Source organism: Halalkalibacter sp. HAAS-P013, from assembly GCF_056619925.1.
The window spans coordinates 1-19,190 of sequence record NZ_JBWQTU010000034.1 but is presented as its reverse complement, the minus strand read 5'-3'; the positions used below and the strand labels follow the sequence as shown (position 1 = coordinate 19,190).

Annotated in this window: 19 protein-coding genes, 1 tRNA gene, 2 other RNA genes and 1 pseudogene; 14 read left to right on the top strand and 9 right to left on the bottom strand. The window is 36.8% G+C overall.

The window, feature by feature from the left end:
* The first annotated feature begins 381 nt into the window (after positions 1–381).
* The 3 genes from ssrS (at position 382) to AC1FXP_RS22860 (ending at position 938) form a co-directional block, all read left to right on the top strand.
* Positions 382–562: non-coding RNA, 6S RNA (gene ssrS / locus AC1FXP_RS22870), on the top strand.
* 15 nt (positions 563–577) lie between these two features.
* Positions 578–842, top strand: an RNA gene (gene ffs, locus AC1FXP_RS22865) — signal recognition particle sRNA large type.
* A gap of 12 nt (positions 843–854) precedes the next feature.
* Positions 855–938 (top strand) — tRNA-Leu (locus AC1FXP_RS22860).
* A gap of 27 nt (positions 939–965) precedes the next feature.
* On the opposite strand, the gene AC1FXP_RS22855 is transcribed toward AC1FXP_RS22860, so the two are convergent.
* On the bottom strand, positions 966–1,331 hold the full coding sequence (locus tag AC1FXP_RS22855; protein WP_480064231.1) for a winged helix-turn-helix transcriptional regulator: 366 nt from the start codon (positions 1,329–1,331) through the stop codon (positions 966–968).
* Between the two features lie 127 nt (positions 1,332–1,458).
* On the opposite strand from AC1FXP_RS22855, the gene AC1FXP_RS22850 reads away from it, so the two are divergent.
* The 3 genes from AC1FXP_RS22850 to AC1FXP_RS22840 all read left to right on the top strand — a co-directional run bounded on the left by AC1FXP_RS22850 (position 1,459) and on the right by AC1FXP_RS22840 (position 4,170).
* A complete protein-coding gene (locus tag AC1FXP_RS22850) occupies positions 1,459–2,325 on the top strand; it encodes a VOC family protein (RefSeq protein WP_480064229.1) in 867 nt (288 codons plus the stop codon).
* A 21-nt stretch (positions 2,326–2,346) separates the two neighbouring features.
* A complete protein-coding gene (locus AC1FXP_RS22845; protein WP_480064228.1) occupies positions 2,347–2,748 on the top strand; it encodes a DoxX family protein in 402 nt (133 codons plus the stop codon).
* A gap of 207 nt (positions 2,749–2,955) precedes the next feature.
* A complete protein-coding gene (locus tag AC1FXP_RS22840; RefSeq protein WP_480064227.1) occupies positions 2,956–4,170 on the top strand; it encodes a NupC/NupG family nucleoside CNT transporter in 1,215 nt (404 codons plus the stop codon).
* Positions 4,171–4,308: 138 nt separating this feature from the next.
* On the opposite strand, the gene AC1FXP_RS22835 is transcribed toward AC1FXP_RS22840, so the two are convergent.
* On the bottom strand, positions 4,309–5,703 hold the full coding sequence (locus tag AC1FXP_RS22835) for a protoporphyrinogen oxidase (RefSeq protein ID WP_480064235.1): 1,395 nt from the start codon (positions 5,701–5,703) through the stop codon (positions 4,309–4,311).
* 253 nt (positions 5,704–5,956) lie between these two features.
* Between AC1FXP_RS22835 and AC1FXP_RS22830 the strand changes: the two genes are divergently transcribed.
* Positions 5,957–6,118: a hypothetical protein gene (locus tag AC1FXP_RS22830; RefSeq protein WP_480064226.1), complete on the top strand. Its 162-nt coding sequence runs from the start codon at positions 5,957–5,959 to the stop codon at positions 6,116–6,118.
* Between the two features lie 52 nt (positions 6,119–6,170).
* Here the strand turns inward: AC1FXP_RS22830 and AC1FXP_RS22825 are convergent, their stop codons facing one another.
* From AC1FXP_RS22825 to AC1FXP_RS22805, 5 genes are all read right to left on the bottom strand, one after another.
* A complete protein-coding gene (locus AC1FXP_RS22825; RefSeq protein WP_480064225.1) occupies positions 6,171–6,797 on the bottom strand; it encodes an FMN-dependent NADH-azoreductase in 627 nt (208 codons plus the stop codon).
* 293 nt (positions 6,798–7,090) lie between these two features.
* Entirely contained in the window at positions 7,091–7,528 is a 438-nt protein-coding gene (locus AC1FXP_RS22820) for a MarR family winged helix-turn-helix transcriptional regulator (protein WP_480064224.1), read from the bottom strand.
* Positions 7,529–7,683: 155 nt separating this feature from the next.
* Positions 7,684–8,079: a (deoxy)nucleoside triphosphate pyrophosphohydrolase gene (locus tag AC1FXP_RS22815; RefSeq protein WP_480064223.1), complete on the bottom strand. Its 396-nt coding sequence runs from the start codon at positions 8,077–8,079 to the stop codon at positions 7,684–7,686.
* Between the two features lie 136 nt (positions 8,080–8,215).
* Positions 8,216–8,413, bottom strand: coding sequence for a hypothetical protein (locus tag AC1FXP_RS22810; RefSeq protein ID WP_480064222.1), 198 nt, complete (start codon positions 8,411–8,413; stop codon positions 8,216–8,218).
* 71 nt (positions 8,414–8,484) lie between these two features.
* On the bottom strand, positions 8,485–9,255 hold the full coding sequence (locus AC1FXP_RS22805) for an AraC family transcriptional regulator (RefSeq protein WP_480064221.1): 771 nt from the start codon (positions 9,253–9,255) through the stop codon (positions 8,485–8,487).
* A gap of 196 nt (positions 9,256–9,451) precedes the next feature.
* Between AC1FXP_RS22805 and AC1FXP_RS22800 the strand changes: the two genes are divergently transcribed.
* From AC1FXP_RS22800 to AC1FXP_RS22770, 7 genes are all read left to right on the top strand, one after another.
* Positions 9,452–10,222, top strand: coding sequence for a sugar phosphate isomerase/epimerase family protein (locus AC1FXP_RS22800; protein WP_480064220.1), 771 nt, complete (start codon positions 9,452–9,454; stop codon positions 10,220–10,222).
* Between the two features lie 469 nt (positions 10,223–10,691).
* The gene (locus AC1FXP_RS22795; protein ID WP_480064219.1) at positions 10,692–10,958 is read left to right on the top strand and encodes a hypothetical protein; all 267 of its coding nucleotides are present in this window, start codon (positions 10,692–10,694) and stop codon (positions 10,956–10,958) included.
* Between the two features lie 129 nt (positions 10,959–11,087).
* On the top strand, positions 11,088–12,764 hold the full coding sequence (locus tag AC1FXP_RS22790; RefSeq protein ID WP_480064234.1) for a ribonuclease J: 1,677 nt from the start codon (positions 11,088–11,090) through the stop codon (positions 12,762–12,764).
* A 538-nt stretch (positions 12,765–13,302) separates the two neighbouring features.
* Complete coding sequence (locus AC1FXP_RS22785; protein ID WP_480064233.1) at positions 13,303–14,109, top strand: histidinol-phosphatase; 807 nt, start codon at positions 13,303–13,305, stop codon at positions 14,107–14,109.
* 270 nt (positions 14,110–14,379) lie between these two features.
* A complete protein-coding gene (locus AC1FXP_RS22780) occupies positions 14,380–14,769 on the top strand; it encodes a tautomerase family protein (RefSeq protein WP_480064218.1) in 390 nt (129 codons plus the stop codon).
* A gap of 146 nt (positions 14,770–14,915) precedes the next feature.
* Positions 14,916–16,616 (top strand): ABC-ATPase domain-containing protein, encoded by a 1,701-nt coding sequence (locus AC1FXP_RS22775; RefSeq protein WP_480064217.1) that lies wholly within the window; start codon positions 14,916–14,918, stop codon positions 16,614–16,616.
* 19 nt (positions 16,617–16,635) lie between these two features.
* A complete protein-coding gene (locus AC1FXP_RS22770; protein WP_480064216.1) occupies positions 16,636–16,839 on the top strand; it encodes a TAXI family TRAP transporter solute-binding subunit in 204 nt (67 codons plus the stop codon).
* Positions 16,840–17,091: 252 nt separating this feature from the next.
* Here the strand turns inward: AC1FXP_RS22770 and AC1FXP_RS22765 are convergent, their stop codons facing one another.
* Together AC1FXP_RS22765 and AC1FXP_RS22760 are read right to left on the bottom strand one after the other, a co-directional pair.
* On the bottom strand, positions 17,092–17,802 hold the full coding sequence (locus AC1FXP_RS22765; protein ID WP_480064215.1) for a hypothetical protein: 711 nt from the start codon (positions 17,800–17,802) through the stop codon (positions 17,092–17,094).
* A 634-nt stretch (positions 17,803–18,436) separates the two neighbouring features.
* Positions 18,437–18,946, bottom strand: a pseudogene (locus tag AC1FXP_RS22760) (acyl-CoA thioesterase).
* Positions 18,947–19,190: the final 244 nt, after the last annotated feature.

Here is a 19,190-nt window from a genome sequence, read left to right as displayed (position 1 = left end):
GGGAGTAGCTCATGATAAAACCTCCGTGTAAGGGTTGTGTGGTAACTTCATTTTACACGAAGTATCATGGGCTTTTTTGTGTTTATTTTTAGGTGTCGCACTTAATATTACAATTCGTCTTATAGAAAAGAGGGCAAAAATGAAAGTAGAGAGTTGTTAAGAAGGAAAGCAGGCTAATTGGCAATCATTACGGTTTGAAGGAGGGGATAATCAGACAGTATTTGAAAAATATACTAGTTGAAATCTTATCAACGCGGAATTATAATCGTTGTGTGCAAGAAAAATATTATTAAAAGCTGATCAAACAAAAAACCATTGCGCAGAATTGATTTATGTGTTACCATTATAAATGTAGTTGATTGGTTATTGCGATTAGCTAAACATATCCTACAATGTTCGTAAGCCCTTTTTGTTTTAAACCTTACTGTTTTATCGGGATTCTTACATTTGTTGACTGATGCCAAGCCTTCTACGATAAGGATCGCACGATGTTAACATGCGGAAACCCACCTGCTTTAGCGGGTTTTAAAACAGCTAGGGAGACGGCATAGGTGGGAATAAATATTTATGATACATACCGTGCTAGATGGGGAGTTGGCGGTGCCCTGTAACCCGCAATCCGCCTTAGCGGGGTTGAATTCCTATTAGCGGTATGGTTCATGTGAGGTTTGCCTTGAGCAAGCGGTGTTGACTATTGGGGTCTGCGCAACAGAAACCTATGAATCTGGTCAGGTCCGGAAGGAAGCAGCCATAAGTAGATTCTTCTGTGTGCCGCAGGTTGCCCTGATTGAGCTAGCTACTTAAGTTACACTTATGTGACCATATCAATAATAGGTGCACGGTTATTTTAATAAGCGGTTGTGGCGGAATGGCAGACGCGCTAGGTTGAGGGCCTAGTGGGGGTTGACCCCGTGGAGGTTCGAGTCCTCTCAACCGCATTAAACACAAGAAAAGAGGATAATGAGCTAAGCGTGCTCATTATCCTCTTTTCTTGTGTTTTTTATTTGTTCTTCATTACGTGTGGCTAAATGTGCCGCATGAGCAGCTCCCCATTCGCTCATCATATCTAAAATAGGGATAAGGCTTTTGCCATGTTCAGAGAGAGAATACTCTACCTTTGGCGGTATTTGTGCATAGACCTTTCTTGTTACAAGGTCATGATCTTCCAGTTCTCGTAATTGAGATGTGAGCATCTTTTGTGTAATGCCAGGAATTTCTCTTTTTAACTCGTTAAACCTCATCGTTTCATTATTCAATAGAGGGAATAATATTTTGTGTTTCCATTTTCCAACTATTGCTTCTAAAGCGTTATTTACTTGACATTCAGACAATTAGCAACCTCCTATAGTTTCCTTTTGTATACTATACCACTTTTAAGTGCGTACTTATCAATTTTTCTTATATATATCATAATAGCATTATTCCATCACCAATCATGATCATAAAGGAGGAGAAAAGATGACTTACGAATTACATCCTAACACGCAGCTAGGGTCTGTTAAATTAAAAGTGAGTAATTTAGAGCGTTCCGTTACTTTTTATAAAGAAATCATTGGTTTTGAGATTCTCAATAAGACGGATCAAAAAGTAGAACTTACGGCAGATGGTAAAGAGACATTGCTTATTTTAGAAGAGGTTTCGAGTGGAAGTGTCTACAGCCCGGGGACAACACTTGGTCTATATCATGTAGCAATTTTATTACCGGAACGTAGTGATTTAGGGTTATTTTTAAAGCAAATGATTGAGAAAGGAATAGAGATTGGTTCTGCGGATCATTTTGTCAGTGAAGCGATCTATCTTTCAGATCCAGACTTCAATGGTCTTGAAATTTATCGAGATCGGCCAAGAAAGGGATGGACAAAAGTAGCTAGTGGAGATTACACGATGGTAACGGAGCGAATCGATGTGGAAGGCTTACTAGATTCAGCAGGTGAGGGCGTTTGGCAAGGTTTACCGCCTAAAACAAAGATTGGGCATATTCATTTACATGTTCGCGACTTAAAAGAAAGCAGGGATTTTTATAAAGCACTAGGCTTTGATATAACAGTTGGCAACATGACGAATGTAGGTATGCTTTTTCTTGCAGCTGGAGGGTACCATCATCACATTGGCGTAAATATTTGGGCGGGACCCAATGCCTTGGTTAGACCAAAAAATGCAGTAGGGCTTGCTTATTATACCGTTATGTTACCTAATCAATATGAGCTAGCGAAGTTAATTGAGCACTTGAAAGTTGCTGGACAAAAGCCGGTAGAACAAGGAAATGGTGTGTGGATAGTTCAGGATCCGGTAGGTATAGAAATACATTTAACAACAAAATCGTAAAAGAATATGGAGGAAAAGTAAATGAAAAGAAGTGAGTTAGGCTTATTCATTGTTCGTGTTGTATTAGGAATGACGTTCTTTTTGCATGGGTTAGATAAATTTCAAAGTGGAATTAGTAACATTGCAGGATGGTTCGAAAGTATTGGATTACCTGGATTTTTAGCATATATTGTTGCAGTGATTGAATTGGTAGGCGGGGTTATGATGGTACTTGGAATTGGAACACGGATTGTTGGTATCTTATTTGCACTAGTGATGGCAGGGGCAATTATTACAGTGAAACTACCTTTAGGGTTTTTGGATGGCTTTGAACTAGATGTGGTTTTACTTGCCATGTCTATTCAGCTAGCGATTACTGGAAGTGCGTTTTTATCGGTAGGTCAAGCAATGGGATTAACGAAGGAGTCTGATGTAAATCTTTAAAAGGAATATTCATATTAGGGAGGGGGGGATCCAAAAGGTAAACAAACCTTTTGAATCACCCCCCTCTTATCTTGTATTAGCAAAAGAAATAGTTGAGCTGACGAAGACCTTTTTCGTTTATTTTACTTGTTATGAAACATACTAAATATAACTTTAGCTGGTTACATAAAAAAGAGATAACTCTTTTTAGAAGGAGAGGTTAGGCGAATGAACTTTGTTTGGGGTATTTTTGGCATTTTGACGATCTTTGCTATTGCTTTTCTTTTTTCGAATAATAAGAAAGCTATTAACTTACAAACCATTTTAGGAGGATTAGCCATTCAAATTGGTTTTGCCGTCATTGTCTTAAAGTGGGAAACTGGCTTTGCGTTCTTACAATGGCTGACATTAGGGATCGCAGCCATCATTGATTATGCGAACGAAGGGATTGACTTTTTATTTGGAGGATTATTTCAGGCTGAAGGAATGGGCTTTGTTTTTGCGATTGAAGTCTTGAGCATCGTCATTTTCTTTTCAGCTTTAATTGCTATTCTTTATTATGTAGGGATTATGCAAAAAGTGATACAGATCCTTGGTGGTTTCTTATCAAAAGTTCTTCGTACAAGTAAAACAGAATCTATGTCTGCAGCTGCAAATATTTTCGTTGGACAGACAGAAGCACCGCTTGTTGTACGCCCTTATCTTGAAAAGATGACGAAATCGGAATTGTTCGCCGTAATGACGGGCGGGCTTGCATCGGTTGCTGGATCTGTTTTAATTGGATATTCTTTGCTCGGTGTACCACTAGAATATTTGCTTGCTGCTAGTTTTATGGCGGCACCAGCTGGGTTAATTATGGCTAAAATGATTATGCCGGAAACGGAGAAATCGGAAACCTCAGACAAAGTGATGGTAGATAGAGATATGGAATCGGCCAATTTGATCGATGCAGCCGCTCGAGGTGCAAGTGTCGGTTTAACATTAGCTTTAAATATTGGGGCAATGCTTTTGGCGTTTATCGCTTTGATTGCTTTGGTTAATGGAATTTTAGGCATGATTGGTGGCTGGTTTCAGTTTGATGGCTTAACATTAGAACTCATCCTTGGGATCGTGTTTGCCCCGATCGCTTTTGCAATTGGCGTACCGTGGCATGAAGCCGTCGTGGCAGGAGGATTTATCGGACAAAAGATTGTGTTGAATGAGTTTGTTGCATATGCTGCTTTTGCTCCGCAAATGGATGAGCTATCAGATAAAACTGTAGCAGTGATCAGTTTTGCGTTATGTGGATTTGCAAACATTTCTTCCGTTGCTATATTACTTGGGGGATTAGGAAAGCTAGCACCTAGTAGAAGGACTGATATAGCCAAGCTTGGGATGAAGGCTGTCGTAGCAGGAGTGCTTGCTTCGTTATTAAGTGGTGCGATTGCTGGAATGTTGTATTAAGAGGATAATGGAAAGGGTGTTTAGACTAGCAAGTGGATCTAGAACCGTAAAGCCAAGATAACGAAAAAAAGCAGGGCTTCAGGAAGAAACTCTGAAGCCCCAAAAGCAAGTAAATAAAATATTATGAACCAATTGAGATTACCTTCTCGAAAGAGTCTCTGAAATCTTCTCAGCTGTGTCTTTTCCATTTTTTATACAAGCGCCAATCCCGACACCATAGTATGAACAACCTGCGAGAATGACATTTGGAAATTCTGATTGCATTTTCTCGTTTAGTCCACGAATTGCTTCATTGTGATTGAGGTGGTAGTTAGGCATTAGCTGCTCCCAATTTGTGACCTCAACAGCTGTTGGATTCGCCTTAAGTCCAAGACTCTTCTCAACGTCTTTTAATGATGTTTGAATGAGGTCAACCTCATTCATCTGCTGCAGGGAGCGATAGGAAGGGTTTGAACTTTTATAAAAGAGGCGCACTAAAAGGTTGTGCTTCTTTGATGTATGCGACCATTTGCGACTTGTCCACGTACATGCATCACAACTGACATCTTTACTATTAGACACAATAAAACCCGTTCCATCAGCAGGCAACTGCTCATCAGGAATATCAAATCCAAGATAGATACTCTTTAGTGATGAATTTGTTAATTTAGCAAAATCATCGTTTAATTCATTGTGACCTAACATTGATTGAGTGACGTTATGAGGTGTCGTAAGCACAACATAATCTGCTTGGATCGTTTCGTAATTAGAAAAAGTAATGTGATAGCGCTCTGTGCCTTTTGTAATTTTTGACGTGTTTACACCTTTAAGAATTTGAGAGTCTGACAATTCAGTCTCAAGTCGGTCAATGATTGTAGAGAGTCCATTTTTAAAGGAAATGAACTTTTTATCGGATTGAGAGCTGAATTTTTGTTTATTTTCAGATAAGCCCTTAATGATACTCCCGTATTGATTTTTATAATCAAGTAAGTATGGAAGGGTTGAAGCGATACTTAGCTCTTTCAATTTTCCTGAATATACTCCTGATAAAACAGGGGCAATTTGTTTTTCGACGAGCTCTTTCCCTAAAAAGTATTCGAGAAATTCCCCAATTGAACTATCCTTCGTAAAATGGTCATTCGGACTTTCTAAATCCTTAAGCGCCTCTTTTTTGCCTTTTTCTGAAACCAATGTACTTTGGAACAATGATTCGACACTCAATGGAATTCCAAATATTGTGTCAGCAGGAATAGGGTGTAGCTCATTGTCTGTGAAAAGATACGAAATGCCTGTAGAATTGTAGACAAGTTCATCTTCTAAATTCAAATCCTCAATCAGGGGCATAACACTTTCATGTCTTGCAACGATCGAATCTGCCCCTGTTTCCATAATGAATTCTTCCTTGTGAACAGAATGGATCTTACCGCCTAAATAATCATTTTGTTCCGCAAGAATTAACTCAACGTCTATGTGTTTCTCTCTTTTTAATTTTTGTAAGTAATGCATGGTGGTTAGGCCTGTGATACCTCCACCAATAACAACTATGGTTTTCAGCGTTCTCACTCCTAATGTATAGATTCTATTCATATTATAACGTATGGAACCCATGAATCCTCAATCTCTGTTTTCTTGACAACATACTGACACATTATATAAAAATTTGGCCTTCCTTTCCAAATTATTTTTCTGGAAAAATTCGTTAAGAAAGAAGGTCGAAATGGCATCCATGTTGATTAAATATACAGATCCTTTTTTCGTAGTTATTTATAACTAGAATTAGGTAGAAATTGATAAATGGAGTGATAATATGAGCAGGGAAGAGAACAATAAGCCAGTATATTATGATGGGAGCGGGTTGCAAAACGTCACATTAAGAAATTCGTCCTATAAAGATTATGTCATCAAACCAGAGGGAGTAAATAAAGGGATCGTTTATCCATGTTTTCCTTATCTTGATTCTAATAAATAAACAAAACGAAGGGCTTGCGTACATTCGCGAGCCCTTCGTTTTTCATAAATGATTAAAATTCTTTTGCTACGTCTGCTGCTTGCTGCAAGCCTTTTTCAATGATCTCTTCAGCTTTGTCAGGGAATTGATTATGACCTTCAATAATAACCGTTTTAGGATTATCAATGCCCCAGAAGTTAAACATTGTTTTTACATAGTTAACGGCCATTTCAGCTGCTTGCGCAGGCCCCTCAGAGTAAACTCCGCCTCGTGCATTTAAAAGTACGACTTCTTTACCAGTAAGCAAGCCTTGTGGACCTTCAGCTGTATAACGGAATGTTTTGCCGGCTTGAGCTAAATAATCTAAATACGTGTGTAATACTGCAGGGACAGTGAAGTTCCAAAGTGGGAATGCAATGACAACTTTGTCTGCTTCAAGGAATTGATTTAAATAACGATTAACGAGTTCTGTTGCTTCTTGTTCAGAAGTTGTTAACTCCATCCCTTTTGAAAGCTTAAACATGCCATTAATTTTATCAGTATCGTAATAAGGTAAATTTTCCTCAAATAGGTCAAGCTCGGTAATGACATCATCTAGGTGAGACTCTTTATATTGGTCTAGGAAAGTGTGGTAAAGTTTCACACTCACTGCCTGTTCAATCGGTCTTGAATTTGCCTTAATAAATAATACGTTTGCCATGATAGAATACCTCCATTTGATAATGTTGCTACAGCAACAATTTGTGAAAAAATAACTAGTACTTATTAGTAGCTAAAGTAGTAAATAAATATATTGTAGTCTAGGTGACAAGAAATAGTTGCTATACATACTAGTTACGATTCTTAGTATAAAATAGAATGAAATCAATTGTCAATTAAGAAGATTTATAAAAAGAAAGGGGTTTTTTTGAGAAGAGGGGACGTCCTTTTTACATTAAAAAAGGACAGCAGATTAAGTCTACAGTCCTAGTTGAATTATGAGTACAAAAATAATTAATTATAATACTCTTGTACATTTTGATTCATTTTTTCTAATAACTTCTCCATTAGTTGGAGTTCGTTCTCAGAGATTCCTTTGCAGATGACTTCATTAAATTCTTCAGCAATGGGAATGACTTCTTCACCTAGCTTTTTCCCGCACGGAGTAAGATAAAGCTTTAGAGACCGCCGATCATTGTTGCAATTACTTCTTTTAATAAAGCCTTTTTTCTCAAGACTTGAAGCCATGCGAGCGATATTTGTTTTATCCTTATCTAATTTGGTAACAAGCTGTTGTTGAGATAAACCGTCTTGTTCCCACAAGAGCATCATAATTAAATTTTGTTCTGGTGCGAGGTTGAAGGGCTCTAATTTGGCTTTGACATAGCTAGTAAGATTTAAATCGGTTTTATGCAATTTAATACTGATATACTCTTGAAATGTTAATTTCATGAATCCACCCTCTTGAAAATTAGTTGCTACACATACTAAAGGTACTTTAGTATGTGTAGGAAATCTGTATACTTCTGTCAATTATGATTTTAACTGGGAAGTGAAAGGTATTTTATTAAAAGTGTGAAACTATAAGGTATGTAATCAACAATTAACTATTTCTCTTTAATCAATTGTTCAACTGCAGGGATATCCGCCGGAGCCCACTTTAACGAATGGAGGTTTTCTCGTTTGAGCCAAATAAGTTTGGAGTGCTCATTTGGAGTAGGGGTTCCGGACGTGATCTTTGCTGTAATAGCAAGGAGATTAATTATAAACTCGTTATACTCATGGTTGTGGTCGTTAAATAAATCAATAGGTTCAACTTCGCAATGCAATTCTTCTTGAATCTCTCTTTTTAAGGCTGTGTATATTTCTTCGTCTTTTTCAACTTTTCCTCCGGGGAATTCCCACATGTTCGGGATTAACATCTTTGGGGAGCGAAGAGCGCATAGGATTTCGTTTTCGTCGTTTTCAATAATGGCTGCGACGACTTTGATTGTTTTTTTCATGGGAGGACCTCCTTCATTTTTATGGTTGGACAGAAAAACAACTACTTTCGACAACAAACTCGATTAAAGCGCTAGTACTTTAGGATTTTTCAATCAAAAATAGGAGCTGTTGCGACAGCTCCACCATAAAAAGAAGTTATTTCAGCTTTTCTCCCTCTTTAATTAAGAAATTTACCATTCTCCCAACCCCTTCGTAATCTAATTCATACGATGCGGCTTTGATTTCTTCATAGATTAGCTGGTCAATGACTCCATCTCGGTCGAGGTCTTCCCATTTGTTCTCTTTATCTAATTGCGCTAACTGTGATTTAATTCGGTTTAGTGCTTTACCCATTTTTTAACCTCCTCATCATAATTCCTTATCATATTATATTATCATTTATTTCAAAGAAAAAAAGCGAATGTCTATTCCTCGCGCCTAAAAACACCCGGAGCCTTTCCATATTTCTTTTTAAATACTTTATGAAAATACGCGTAGCTGCTGAATCCGCAATTTTCTGCAATTTGATCAAGTGGCATGAATGTGTATTTCATTTGATCTTTCGCTGCAGATAATCGAATTTCTTGAGCGTACTCGATCATTGTTTTACCGACATACTCTTTGAATAAATGAACTGCTCGAGATACACTAAGTTCTACATGTTGAGCGACTTCATCAATTTTAAATGATGTCAAAGCTTGTTCCTCGATAAATCGCATCATCCGTGTGACGACAGGTGGACGATTGAGGAAGGTATTCGTTTCACTCACCGCGCGTTCTAAATACAAACATAGTGCCATCATTAAATAATTGTTTAACTCTTTGTTTTCCTCCGTAGCCGGTCGGCGTTCTTCTATAATGATTTGCCTCCATAAAGTAAGGATTTTTTCATCTAAGTGAATTCTTGATATAATCGGTTTCTTAGATCGCTCCCACCATTCATCCAGCCATGGACCATTACAAAACACATAAAAATCTCCACTGATTTGAGCTTCCTCTATTTTCAATTCATAGTAATCTCCTGGTTTGAGGAGGAGGAGGTCACCTTTTTCCACATTTACGTTTACACCATTCGTAACGATTTGGCAGGTGCCTTCGGTTTGTAACCGGAATAAATAATCATCCAATCCCGATTTATAAGAGGAGAAAAATGGTTTGGAATGAAAGGAAAAGCTACAGAGTCCAATATGTAACATGATATGTTCTCCTTATTGAAAATAGCAAGATAGTTGATGTTTTAATCATATCATTTATTTGCAAAAATGCATAAACGTATTAAGATAAAGCAAATAAGTGATAGTTCGAAAGGAGAGAGGACGTTAACCACAGAAGGTTCTTTTTTATACAGAAGATATTAAGCGTTTACAAAATTGAATGAAATGAGGATTTATTATGAAGAAAATTCCAGTAGCTGTTCAAATGTATACATTGCGTGAAGAAAGTCAGAAAGATTTTGTGGGTACATTACGAAAAGTGGCTGAGCTTGGCTATGACGGAGTGGAATTTGCTGGTTATGGAGGGCTTACGGTAAAAGAAGTTAGAGTTTTACTAGATGAGCTTGGTTTAAAATCTGCATCGAGTCATGTCCCGTTAGCTGAATTAAAGAATAACTTGAAACAAGTGATTGAAGACCAAAAAACTCTAGGAAGTCAATTTATTGTGTGTCCATACTTAATGCCAGATGAGCGTAGCGAGGAAGATTATCAATCTCTTATTTCTTTTTTAAATGAAGCAGGAGAGGTGTGCAAACGTGAGGGGATCACACTATGTTATCATAATCATGATTTTGAGCTTGAGCCATTGCAAGATGGGAGAAAGGCGCTTGAAGCGATTTTTGATGATACAAGTGCAGAACACCTTCAAACCGAGCTTGATGTGTACTGGTTAACAAAAGCTGGTGAAACTCCAGTCGAGTGGATCAAACGTTATAAAGGACGCACTCCTTTGGTCCATTTGAAAGACATGACGACAGATGGCGAGCAATTTTTTGCAGAGCTTGGAACGGGTGGAGTAGATATTGAAGCCGTCTTAGAGACAGGTAAAGAAGCGGGTGTCGAGTGGTGGGTTGTAGAACAAGATGTAAGTCGCCACTCACCATTAGAGAGCATTGAAATTAGCATTAATTACTTAAAAACAAAGCTTCCTCACTTAGCAACGAACTAAAAGGAGAGCGTGAAATGAGTTTAAAAGTCGGATTAGTTAGGTGTGGCAATATTAGTGACATTTACTAAAAAAATAGCATGCAATTTTCTTCATTTGAAATTGTTGCATGTACCGATGTAAACCAAACGAAAGCGGTGGAAACAGCCAGAAAGTATGGAATTAAACATGTTTTGACAACAGATGAATGAATAGATAGGTTCTCTTCTATAGAAAATAGAGGAGAGCCTTTTTGTATTTGAAGGTCTAATGAAACATTTGGATAGCAAGTTGAACAGTTTCGACAGCAAATCCATCAACTCTGACAGCAACTGCTTCAAATTGGACAGAAAGATATTATGATTCTTTTTGTTTCACGACTATCTATACTAAGCCATTTATCCTTCAAACATAGAATGATTTAACATACAATTAATATTTTCATCAAATTAAGCAAATCATAATAAAAAACATTTTTGGAGCGGGTAAAATAATGACAAACATCAACGGTCAAATCATATCAGGTGAATTCAACCTCGAAGAAAAAGAATTTTTGTTGCAAAAAGTAAAGAATCAATACACAACATCAGTTATTAAAGAAAGACAGTTTTCAAGACTCTATCGATATTTAAAAGAACACCAAGACAGCGAAGGGAATCAAATCATTACGCTGTACGATCAAATGCTTATTCCTTTAAGTCGAAATGAAATTAAAGCATTATTAACAGACCTTGAACAAATTGAACCTCTATATCATTAAGAGATCCTTAGCATGAAATCAAACCACTCCTACCAATCAAGTCTAAGGCGACAAGGTTTTAACTTATTATTATAAATGAAAACAGAAACGAACATACTAACACTACCATTATGAAAAGGGAGGGTATGTATCTTGAGTAATGAACAGGCATTATCCATTTTTGCGTTAGGTGGATTAAATGAAATTGGGAAAAATATGTATGCAATCGAATACGGGAACGATATTGTCCTCATTGATTGTGGGAACAAGTTTCCGGATGAAAGTCTGCTAGGCATTGATTTAATTATTCCTGATATCTCTTACCTATTAGAAAACAAAGAGAAAGTTAGAGCATTACTTGTAACGCACGGACATGAAGACCATATAGGGGGCATTCCTTTTTTCTTGAAGAAAATCAATGTACCCGTTTATGCAACACGTTTTACACTAGGGTTGATTGAATTAAAACTAAAAGAACATAAAATTTTATCTGAAACAGAATTGATTGAAATTAACGACCACTCAAATCTAGATTTTAACGAAATCACTGTAGAGTTCTTCAAAGTCACACATAGCATACCTGATTGCTTAGGAATCGTCTTCAATACACCAGAGGGTAAGGTTGTACATACGGGTGACTTTAAGTTTGATTTAACTCCTGCTAAACAAGATGAACAGTCGGATATTCATAAAATGGCTGAGATCGGCAAGGAAGGTGTTTTGCTCCTCTTATCGGAAAGTACAAACTCCGAGCGTCCAGGCGCTACGCCGTCTGAGCAAATGGTTGGCAAGCATGTGGAAGAAGCCTTTACAAAAGCAGAACGAAAAGTTATTTTAGCGACCTTTGCATCTAATATTAGTCGTGTGCAGCAAGTTGTCGATGCTGCACAAAAAACAAATCGAAAGCTAGCATTATTAGGCCGGAGCATGATTAATGTTGTAGAAGTTGCGATGGAACGAGGGTACTTAACGGTGCCTGAAGGAATGATCATTGATCAAAAAGAAATTAATGAAATGGACCCAGAGAGAGTGGCAATTTTATGCACAGGAAGTCAAGGAGAACCGATGGCTGCACTTGCACGTTTATCGACTGGAAGTTTTCGTGGTGTCGACATTTTACCGGGAGATACGGTTATTTTTGCTGCAGGTCCGATCCCAGGGAATGAGAGAAGTGTCACGAGTATTGTAGATAATTTCTTTGCGCTTGGTGCAAAAGTTATTTATGGATCGGGAAGTTCATCGGGTATGCACGTTTCTGGTCATGGGTATCAAGAAGATTTAAAGTTAATGCTTACGTTAATGAGACCGAAGTATTTAATCCCTATTCATGGTGAGTATCGGATGCTCTATCAGCACCAGTTGCTAGCAGAATCCGTAGGGGTAGAAGAAGGAAATACATTTATCATGAACAATGGTGATGTTTTAGAAATTAAGAATTCTAAAGCGACCCAAACCCGGAAAATACCAGCAGGTAACACATACGTTGATGGAATCGGTGTTGGAGATGTAGGCGATCTTGTACTCCGAGACCGTAAGCAACTTTCCGAAGATGGAATGCTCGTGGTAGTTGTTACAATGAGTAAAACGGAAAAAAGGTTAGTAGGACGGCCTGATGTCATCACACGTGGATTTGTGTATGTAAGTGACTCAGAAGAACTACAAAAAGAGATGAATCGCTTAATTACGAAAACAGTAAACGAGTTATTAGAATCAAGGAAATATCAATGGAATGTCATGAAGCAAAGCCTAAAAAAAACAGTAGGGCAATACTTATTTAAACAAACGAAAAGCAAGCCGATGATTCTTCCAATCATCATTGAAATCTAAGAAGAAAGTAGACGCTAGTCATTTCGAGTAGCGTCTATTTTAGATTCAGGATAGTTTTAGATCTTTGTAATTTGTGAAATTGGTTTGTGCAGTAAATGCATGTTCTGTTAAAAAGAGAGGGACGATAGGGATAGTGTTTATATTTGAACAGAGTACAAGAACGTATTTTTTTATTAATTATTACTTTAGTAGCTATTGAGTTATTGTCATTTGCTATTAAAAAAATGGACGTGGTATCATTCGTTTGGTAGTTTAGCGATAAAGTTTTTGTTGTGTCGGCTTATGATTGGGGCGATACGGAGTCTTAATAATAGAAAAACTTCTATAGCATAGCCATTAGATACGTATCAATTAAACCAAATAGAGTTGACTAGATCCAGTATTTTTTTGTCAAAGAAGCATAAAATTGAAATAGCTATATAGCATCCATCCAAGCAATTGGATGGTTTTAAAAAATAAATAAATGTTAGTTTTTCGTTGCGATGAAGGTTCAATAACCAAGGTAAAAACAATTCCAAAATTGAAAGGAGTAATTATGATAAAATTTGACTTACATACACATAACCAAATGTGTGGACACGCCATTGGTACGATTGAAGATTATGTGAAAGCAGCGATTGATAAAGGGCTTAAAATGATTGGTATTTCTGATCATGCCCCGTATTTTCATAGTGAAGAGGACCAACCAAAACCAGGGATTACCATGGCTAAATCTCATTTTAATCGTTATGTAAATGAGGTGTTACGTTTAAAAGAGGAGTACGCAGATCAAATTGAAGTTTTATTAGGGATTGAAAGTGATTTTTTTCCACAACATAGCGGAGTGTATAAACAATTTTTAGATGAGCAACCGTTTGATTATTTGATTGGATCTGTGCATTTTGTTGATGAAATTAGTATCTTTAGAAAAGGACGATGGGAAGGACTATCAAATGAAGAGAAAGTAAAAACGAAAGAACGGTATTATCACCTTATTGAACAATCGGCAAGAAGCAATATGTTTGATATTCTTGGTCATATAGACGCAATGAAAGGATTTTATCCAGAGTTCTCTAATATACAAGTAGATGCGATTGATAAGACGTTACAAGTTATCGGAGAGTATGAAAAAGTAATTGAAATTAATACATCTGGTAAAACGAAGGATTGTGGAGGATGGTATCCTTCAGATGAAATTTTAGAAAGAGCTCTATATTTTGACGTTGGAGTGACATTTGGTTCAGATGCCCATGATCCTGATCGAGTCGGAGATGAATTTGAAGAAGTGCAGAGGCGCTTGAAAGAAATTGGATTTAAAGAGCTACATTATTTTAGAAATAGAGAGAAGTGCTCTGTTACTATTTAGCGGAAATAGGTAGTGTGATGGTACTTGCACTATCTATTTTCGTCTTTGGAACTTTGACATCAGTCTGATTCGAAACATGTTGAAGAATAAGTTTACCTATTTTACTAGTTTCTATCTTTGGATGAAAGGGTAACGGGTTAATGAAACCTAATTTCAGTACCTAATGTAATAAAGTTGTCATAATTGGCAAACGTAAAAAAAGAGGACTCCTGACGAATTTTATCGAAATAAAAAGGTGAAAATAGAAGTAAAATGCTGGAGGGAATATGTATGCCGTTACTTAGATTTGATGTTATTGAAGGTCGTAGTAAAGGTGAATTAAAAAAACTACTTGATGCTGCTCATGAAGCGATGCTGGAGGCATTTGAAGTACCAGAAAGAGATCGTTATCAAATTGTTCAACAACACCCAGATCATGAAATGATTATTGAAGATACTGGGCTTGGTTTCGAGCGAAGTAAGAACGTTGTTGTTATTAGTGTAACAAGCAAGCAAAGAACGGAAGAACAAAAACAAAAATTGTATAAGCTAATAGTAGAAAAGCTTGGCGAAAAGTGTGGAATCGAACCTAACGATATAATGATTAATATTGTAACTAATGGAGATGCCGATTGGAGCTTTGGTATGGGTGAGGCTCAATTCTTAACAGGGAAATTGTAATTGAATGTACATGGTAGTAAGCTGGAAGTTGGTTCCAGCTTATTTTTTTGAAGTTCCCTTCTTTAGTTTACTAGAAATAATAACCTTAAATAGGTACACTAAAAAGATACGAAAAAATGACCAGACAATATAAGAGGAGGTAAACAGTGCAAGCGTTAAAGGAAAGTTTGAAACGAATCGATCAAAAAGGGTATAAAGCATACAAGGACATCCAAGGAACATATCAGTTTACCAATTTTCAATTACATATCGATTATGTTCAAGGAGATCCATTTGCAAGTCCATCAAAAATCCGTATCGTCTTACCAAGTGCGAAAACAAAAATAAATTCAACATGGACAAAAACGAATAGTCGTAAAGTTCGATGTGAAGATCTTATTGCAAGAAAGATTCAAGTAGCTATTGGACAAGTCTATAAAAAAATTGAAGGTTCTGGAAAGAGCGGAATGTTGCTAATTGATGCACCTCATCAAAAAGTAATTGAACGTACAGCGGTTCAATTGGATGATACACAAATTACGATTTGTCTATCGGTTGGGTTGCCGGCAAAGGGGAGAAGAGTTTTAGCTAAAGAAGCAGAAAAGCTTTTTTTTCAAGTAATCCCGAATGTAGTTGATCAGTCAGTGTATAAGATCCAAGAAGATGAAGTAATAAAGGCGGTTAATCTAAGTGATCAGCAACAAACGGTCAGGAAGTATCTTAAGGATAATGGATATACCGCCTTTATTGGTAACGGAGCGATCTTGCCAAGAGAAAGTGGTGTAAGTGATAGACCGATGAAAAAAGGTGTTATTGCTTTTCAAAGTCCTAAAGAAATGGAGATCTCTATTCCCGTCCCACACCGCGAACTACCAATTGTTGGTATGGCAATTAAAAAAGGAATTACAGTTATTGTTGGCGGGGGTTATCACGGGAAATCAACTTTGTTACAGGCGATTGAACATGGGGTTTATGATCACATCGAAGGAGATGGAAGAGAGTATGTGATTACCGATGATGCGGCTGTGAAAGTTCGTGCTGAGGATGGACGTAGTATAGCAAAAGTGAATATTTCACCATTTATCGGGAAGCTTCCGCACGGAAATAATACGGAGCATTTTTCAACTGAAAATGCCAGTGGTAGCACATCTCAAGCGGCAAATATTATCGAGATGCTTGAAGCCGGGGCCAAAACGATCTTAATTGATGAAGATACAAGTGCGACGAATTTTATGATTCGTGATGCGCGTATGCAAGCATTAATTGCGAAAGATTCAGAACCGATCACTCCATTTGTTGATAAGGTGGGCTTATTAAGAGATGATTATAACGTTTCAGCAATTTTAGTAATGGGTGGATCAGGTGATTATTTTGATGTGGCAGACCGAGTAATCAAAATGGATCAATTTGTCCCTTTTGATGTAACGGAGGAAGCAAAGAAAATTGCCGAAACAATACAGGTGAAACGAAAAAATGAAGGTGGAGATGCCTTTGGGCCCATTCAAGAGAGAATCCCTATTGCAAAGAGCTTACATAGCAAAAAAGGGACTAAGCATAAAGTAGCCACACGTGGAAGAAATCACATTCAATACGGAACGACAGATATTTACTTGCATGCTGTAGAGCAACTCGTCGACGAAAGCCAAACGAGAATGATTTCAGAGAGTCTATTTTATTTAGAGAGAAACCATCTATTAACCAAAAAGATGATAGTGCACCAAATTCTTAATCTGATTGAAAAACAAATGATAGAAAAAGGACTTGGTTTTGTTTCAACGCATAAAGGGCACCCTGGTGAGCTTGCAAGGCCGCGTCGCTATGAGCTTGCGGCAGCACTTAACCGCTTGCGAACATTGGTGTGTGAATAATATCTACTTATGGCATTAAATGATGTTAATTACAGACGCGTCAGTTTCCGATGACATCGTCTATGATTTAGCAAAGACGTTCTGGGAAACGTTAGATGAGTTAGAAGAAACTCATTCGATCGTTACGCAAATGGATATTAATGAAACAACGACAGATACAGCAGGAGTTCCACTTCACGATGGGGCAAAGAAATATTATGAAGAACAAGAATTGCTTGACTAATATGAAAAAGAGGAACTTATGTTTGAGTAACGGTTCAGTTTTGGGAGGAAAAACGTGAATTTACAAGCTAAATAACCCATTTAGCATTCCTTTCAAAACCAAATTAACAGTAAAATCAGCATACAAAAACGCACCGATATGAACCTATCTGTGCGTTTACTCATATTCTCGTCCCTTACGCTCCTGTTAATTTAAGTGTAATAATTCACAAGTAATTAAGTTTACTTTAAAGAACTCCGCGGTTTGTGATTCTCAAGCATTTATTTTTCCTCTAACAATCTGAATACTAATAATTAGTATCCAGAACATGAAAAGTAGTCCAACTACTTCATTAAAATTATGCATATTTTGCTTTCCTTGCATTAGAAAGAACCATGAAAGCAAATACCCCAAAACTTGCATAATTCCTGTCAAATAACCTAGCATACTTAGTTTTTTTGTCTTTTCTAAAATATATAAACCCATTGAATGTAATATAAGCCAAGTAGATAACAATAAATTAGCAATTATGTAAATACTCACAGATAGTCCACCCTCAAGCATAGACCATTCATATAATAAAGTTGCGAATTGACGTGTGTAAATATCTTCACTTGAATTATATAAATTAAAAGCATATTCAACAGTTGTAGCTTGAATCATTAGCGATAAACCATACAAAGCAAAACCTAAAGACCCAGTAATTAAACTAATTGTGTTTGCTAAACTAAAATTTTTTATTTTTTTCAAACAGATAAATAGTCCAATAGGTAGAACGATTGACAACAACATTATTAGCGCCTTACTACCGTGGTCCATGCCTAAATATCCAGGGAATTCACTATAATAAGCGATTCCAGTTTCGGCTAATGTTTCACCCTCAGTATAGTCGACGGGATTAGAAATACTAAAGACTATATTTATAATCATCCAGACTATTATAATAGCAACATGCAATATACCTATCCAACCAATTACTTTCAATTAAAATTCACTCCCAATGTCACACGTATTATCTAGATTTTTAAGAAGCTATGGTAGAAACAAATTCTAATTCAACTCTTCTCCCTTTAGTTGAATAATCCTCTTTATCACTTTAACATAAAATCCCAAAATGAGTTTGAACTTGTCTTGGGGAAGGTTTCTTTCCTTTTTCCTCTAATTGTTGTGCGATACAGGCTGCAGCTACACCGGAAACTTGTGAAGCAGCCATCTATGTTCCGTCTTTCCAGCCATAGACTTTTCCAAATAATGCTTCAGCTTCTGGACCACTTCCTCCAAATTCCATGTACGTTGGGACAGTACTTAATACTAAAAATTTACTTCCACCAAGACGATCAGGATGTTTTTAATCGCTGTTACAGGTTCAGCTGCCTTATCATTGGCAACTTCAAATTCTGGTAACTCAAGTGATACCTCTTGGGAAGGCCCTTAGCTAACAAAATGTATACTCCGTGTATCTAAAATTCTGATTGGATGTTTTATCAAAATAGGAATTTGGGATTATGTATAAAAAAAGAAGAGATTGTTTGTTGTAAAGAAGCTTTCGACTCAAAATTAAGAGGGTACATATAAAAAACAAAGCCCGTTAGCTTTGTTTTAATAAAGAAGGCTGAAGTTACTGCCAAGGCTTCGCTGTAGTTATAAAATTAGCTAATTCTTTACTTCTTGTTCGATGCCCCTTGCGTTTTTCCGCTCTTTCTTTCCCTGTTTCATGTAATTTAATTTCTTCCTCAGTTTGAGGAATGACTTGTGGTACTTTTGTAGGTTTGCCGTTTTCATCAAGAGCTACAAAGGTTAAAAAGGCGGTTGCTGCAATTTTTCGATGACCTGTTAACAAATTTTCTGCGATAATTTTTCAAAAACTTCCATCGAACTCGTTCGTATAAGTAACAATGGAGATGAAATTAACGGAATCCTTAGGAGTAATAGGGGAGAGAAAATCAACTGAGTCCGTAGAAGCTGTTACACATTCCTTTCGAGAATGTCTTGTTGCTGAAATGGAGGCAATCATATCGACATCACTCATTAATTTACCACCAAATAACGTATTGTGATTATTTACATCATTCGGAAAGACTCTGCTTGTTCTCACAACTTTTGATTCACTTACAAATTTTGAATCCATCATAACTTTATCCATCCTTAAATTATTTGTTAATATCCATTCTTACCGAATAGTGTCTTGGGTAAGAATATATTCATTATAACAAAAAATTAGTATAATTCAGAAAAATAATATACATATTTAAATTCAGTAGCATTGCATAAATAAATTCTACTAATGTCAAATCACTGTTTTTTAGTCACCTGTACAAGTCTGAACATTCAGAATTTGTGTTGTTCAGGTCAAAGTGAAAAAAGGACAACAG

Bases quoted from the DNA above. Each gene is read 5' to 3' on its own strand.
- AC1FXP_RS22805 (WP_480064221.1), bottom strand. From the start codon at position 9,255: ATGTTACATATTGGACTCTGTAGCTTTTCCTTTCATTCCAAACCATTT.
- AC1FXP_RS22780 (WP_480064218.1), top strand. From the start codon at position 14,380: ATGCCGTTACTTAGATTTGATGTTATTGAAGGTCGTAGTAAAGGTGAA.
- AC1FXP_RS22840 (WP_480064227.1), top strand. From the start codon at position 2,956: ATGAACTTTGTTTGGGGTATTTTTGGCATTTTGACGATCTTTGCTATT.
- AC1FXP_RS22770 (WP_480064216.1), top strand. From the start codon at position 16,636: ATGATGTTAATTACAGACGCGTCAGTTTCCGATGACATCGTCTATGAT.
- AC1FXP_RS22845 (WP_480064228.1), top strand. From the start codon at position 2,347: ATGAAAAGAAGTGAGTTAGGCTTATTCATTGTTCGTGTTGTATTAGGA.
- AC1FXP_RS22795 (WP_480064219.1), top strand. From the start codon at position 10,692: ATGACAAACATCAACGGTCAAATCATATCAGGTGAATTCAACCTCGAA.
- AC1FXP_RS22830 (WP_480064226.1), top strand. From the start codon at position 5,957: ATGAGCAGGGAAGAGAACAATAAGCCAGTATATTATGATGGGAGCGGG.
- AC1FXP_RS22800 (WP_480064220.1), top strand. From the start codon at position 9,452: ATGAAGAAAATTCCAGTAGCTGTTCAAATGTATACATTGCGTGAAGAA.
- AC1FXP_RS22850 (WP_480064229.1), top strand. From the start codon at position 1,459: ATGACTTACGAATTACATCCTAACACGCAGCTAGGGTCTGTTAAATTA.
- AC1FXP_RS22810 (WP_480064222.1), bottom strand. From the start codon at position 8,413: ATGGGTAAAGCACTAAACCGAATTAAATCACAGTTAGCGCAATTAGAT.
- AC1FXP_RS22825 (WP_480064225.1), bottom strand. From the start codon at position 6,797: ATGGCAAACGTATTATTTATTAAGGCAAATTCAAGACCGATTGAACAG.
- AC1FXP_RS22820 (WP_480064224.1), bottom strand. From the start codon at position 7,528: ATGAAATTAACATTTCAAGAGTATATCAGTATTAAATTGCATAAAACC.
- AC1FXP_RS22815 (WP_480064223.1), bottom strand. From the start codon at position 8,079: ATGAAAAAAACAATCAAAGTCGTCGCAGCCATTATTGAAAACGACGAA.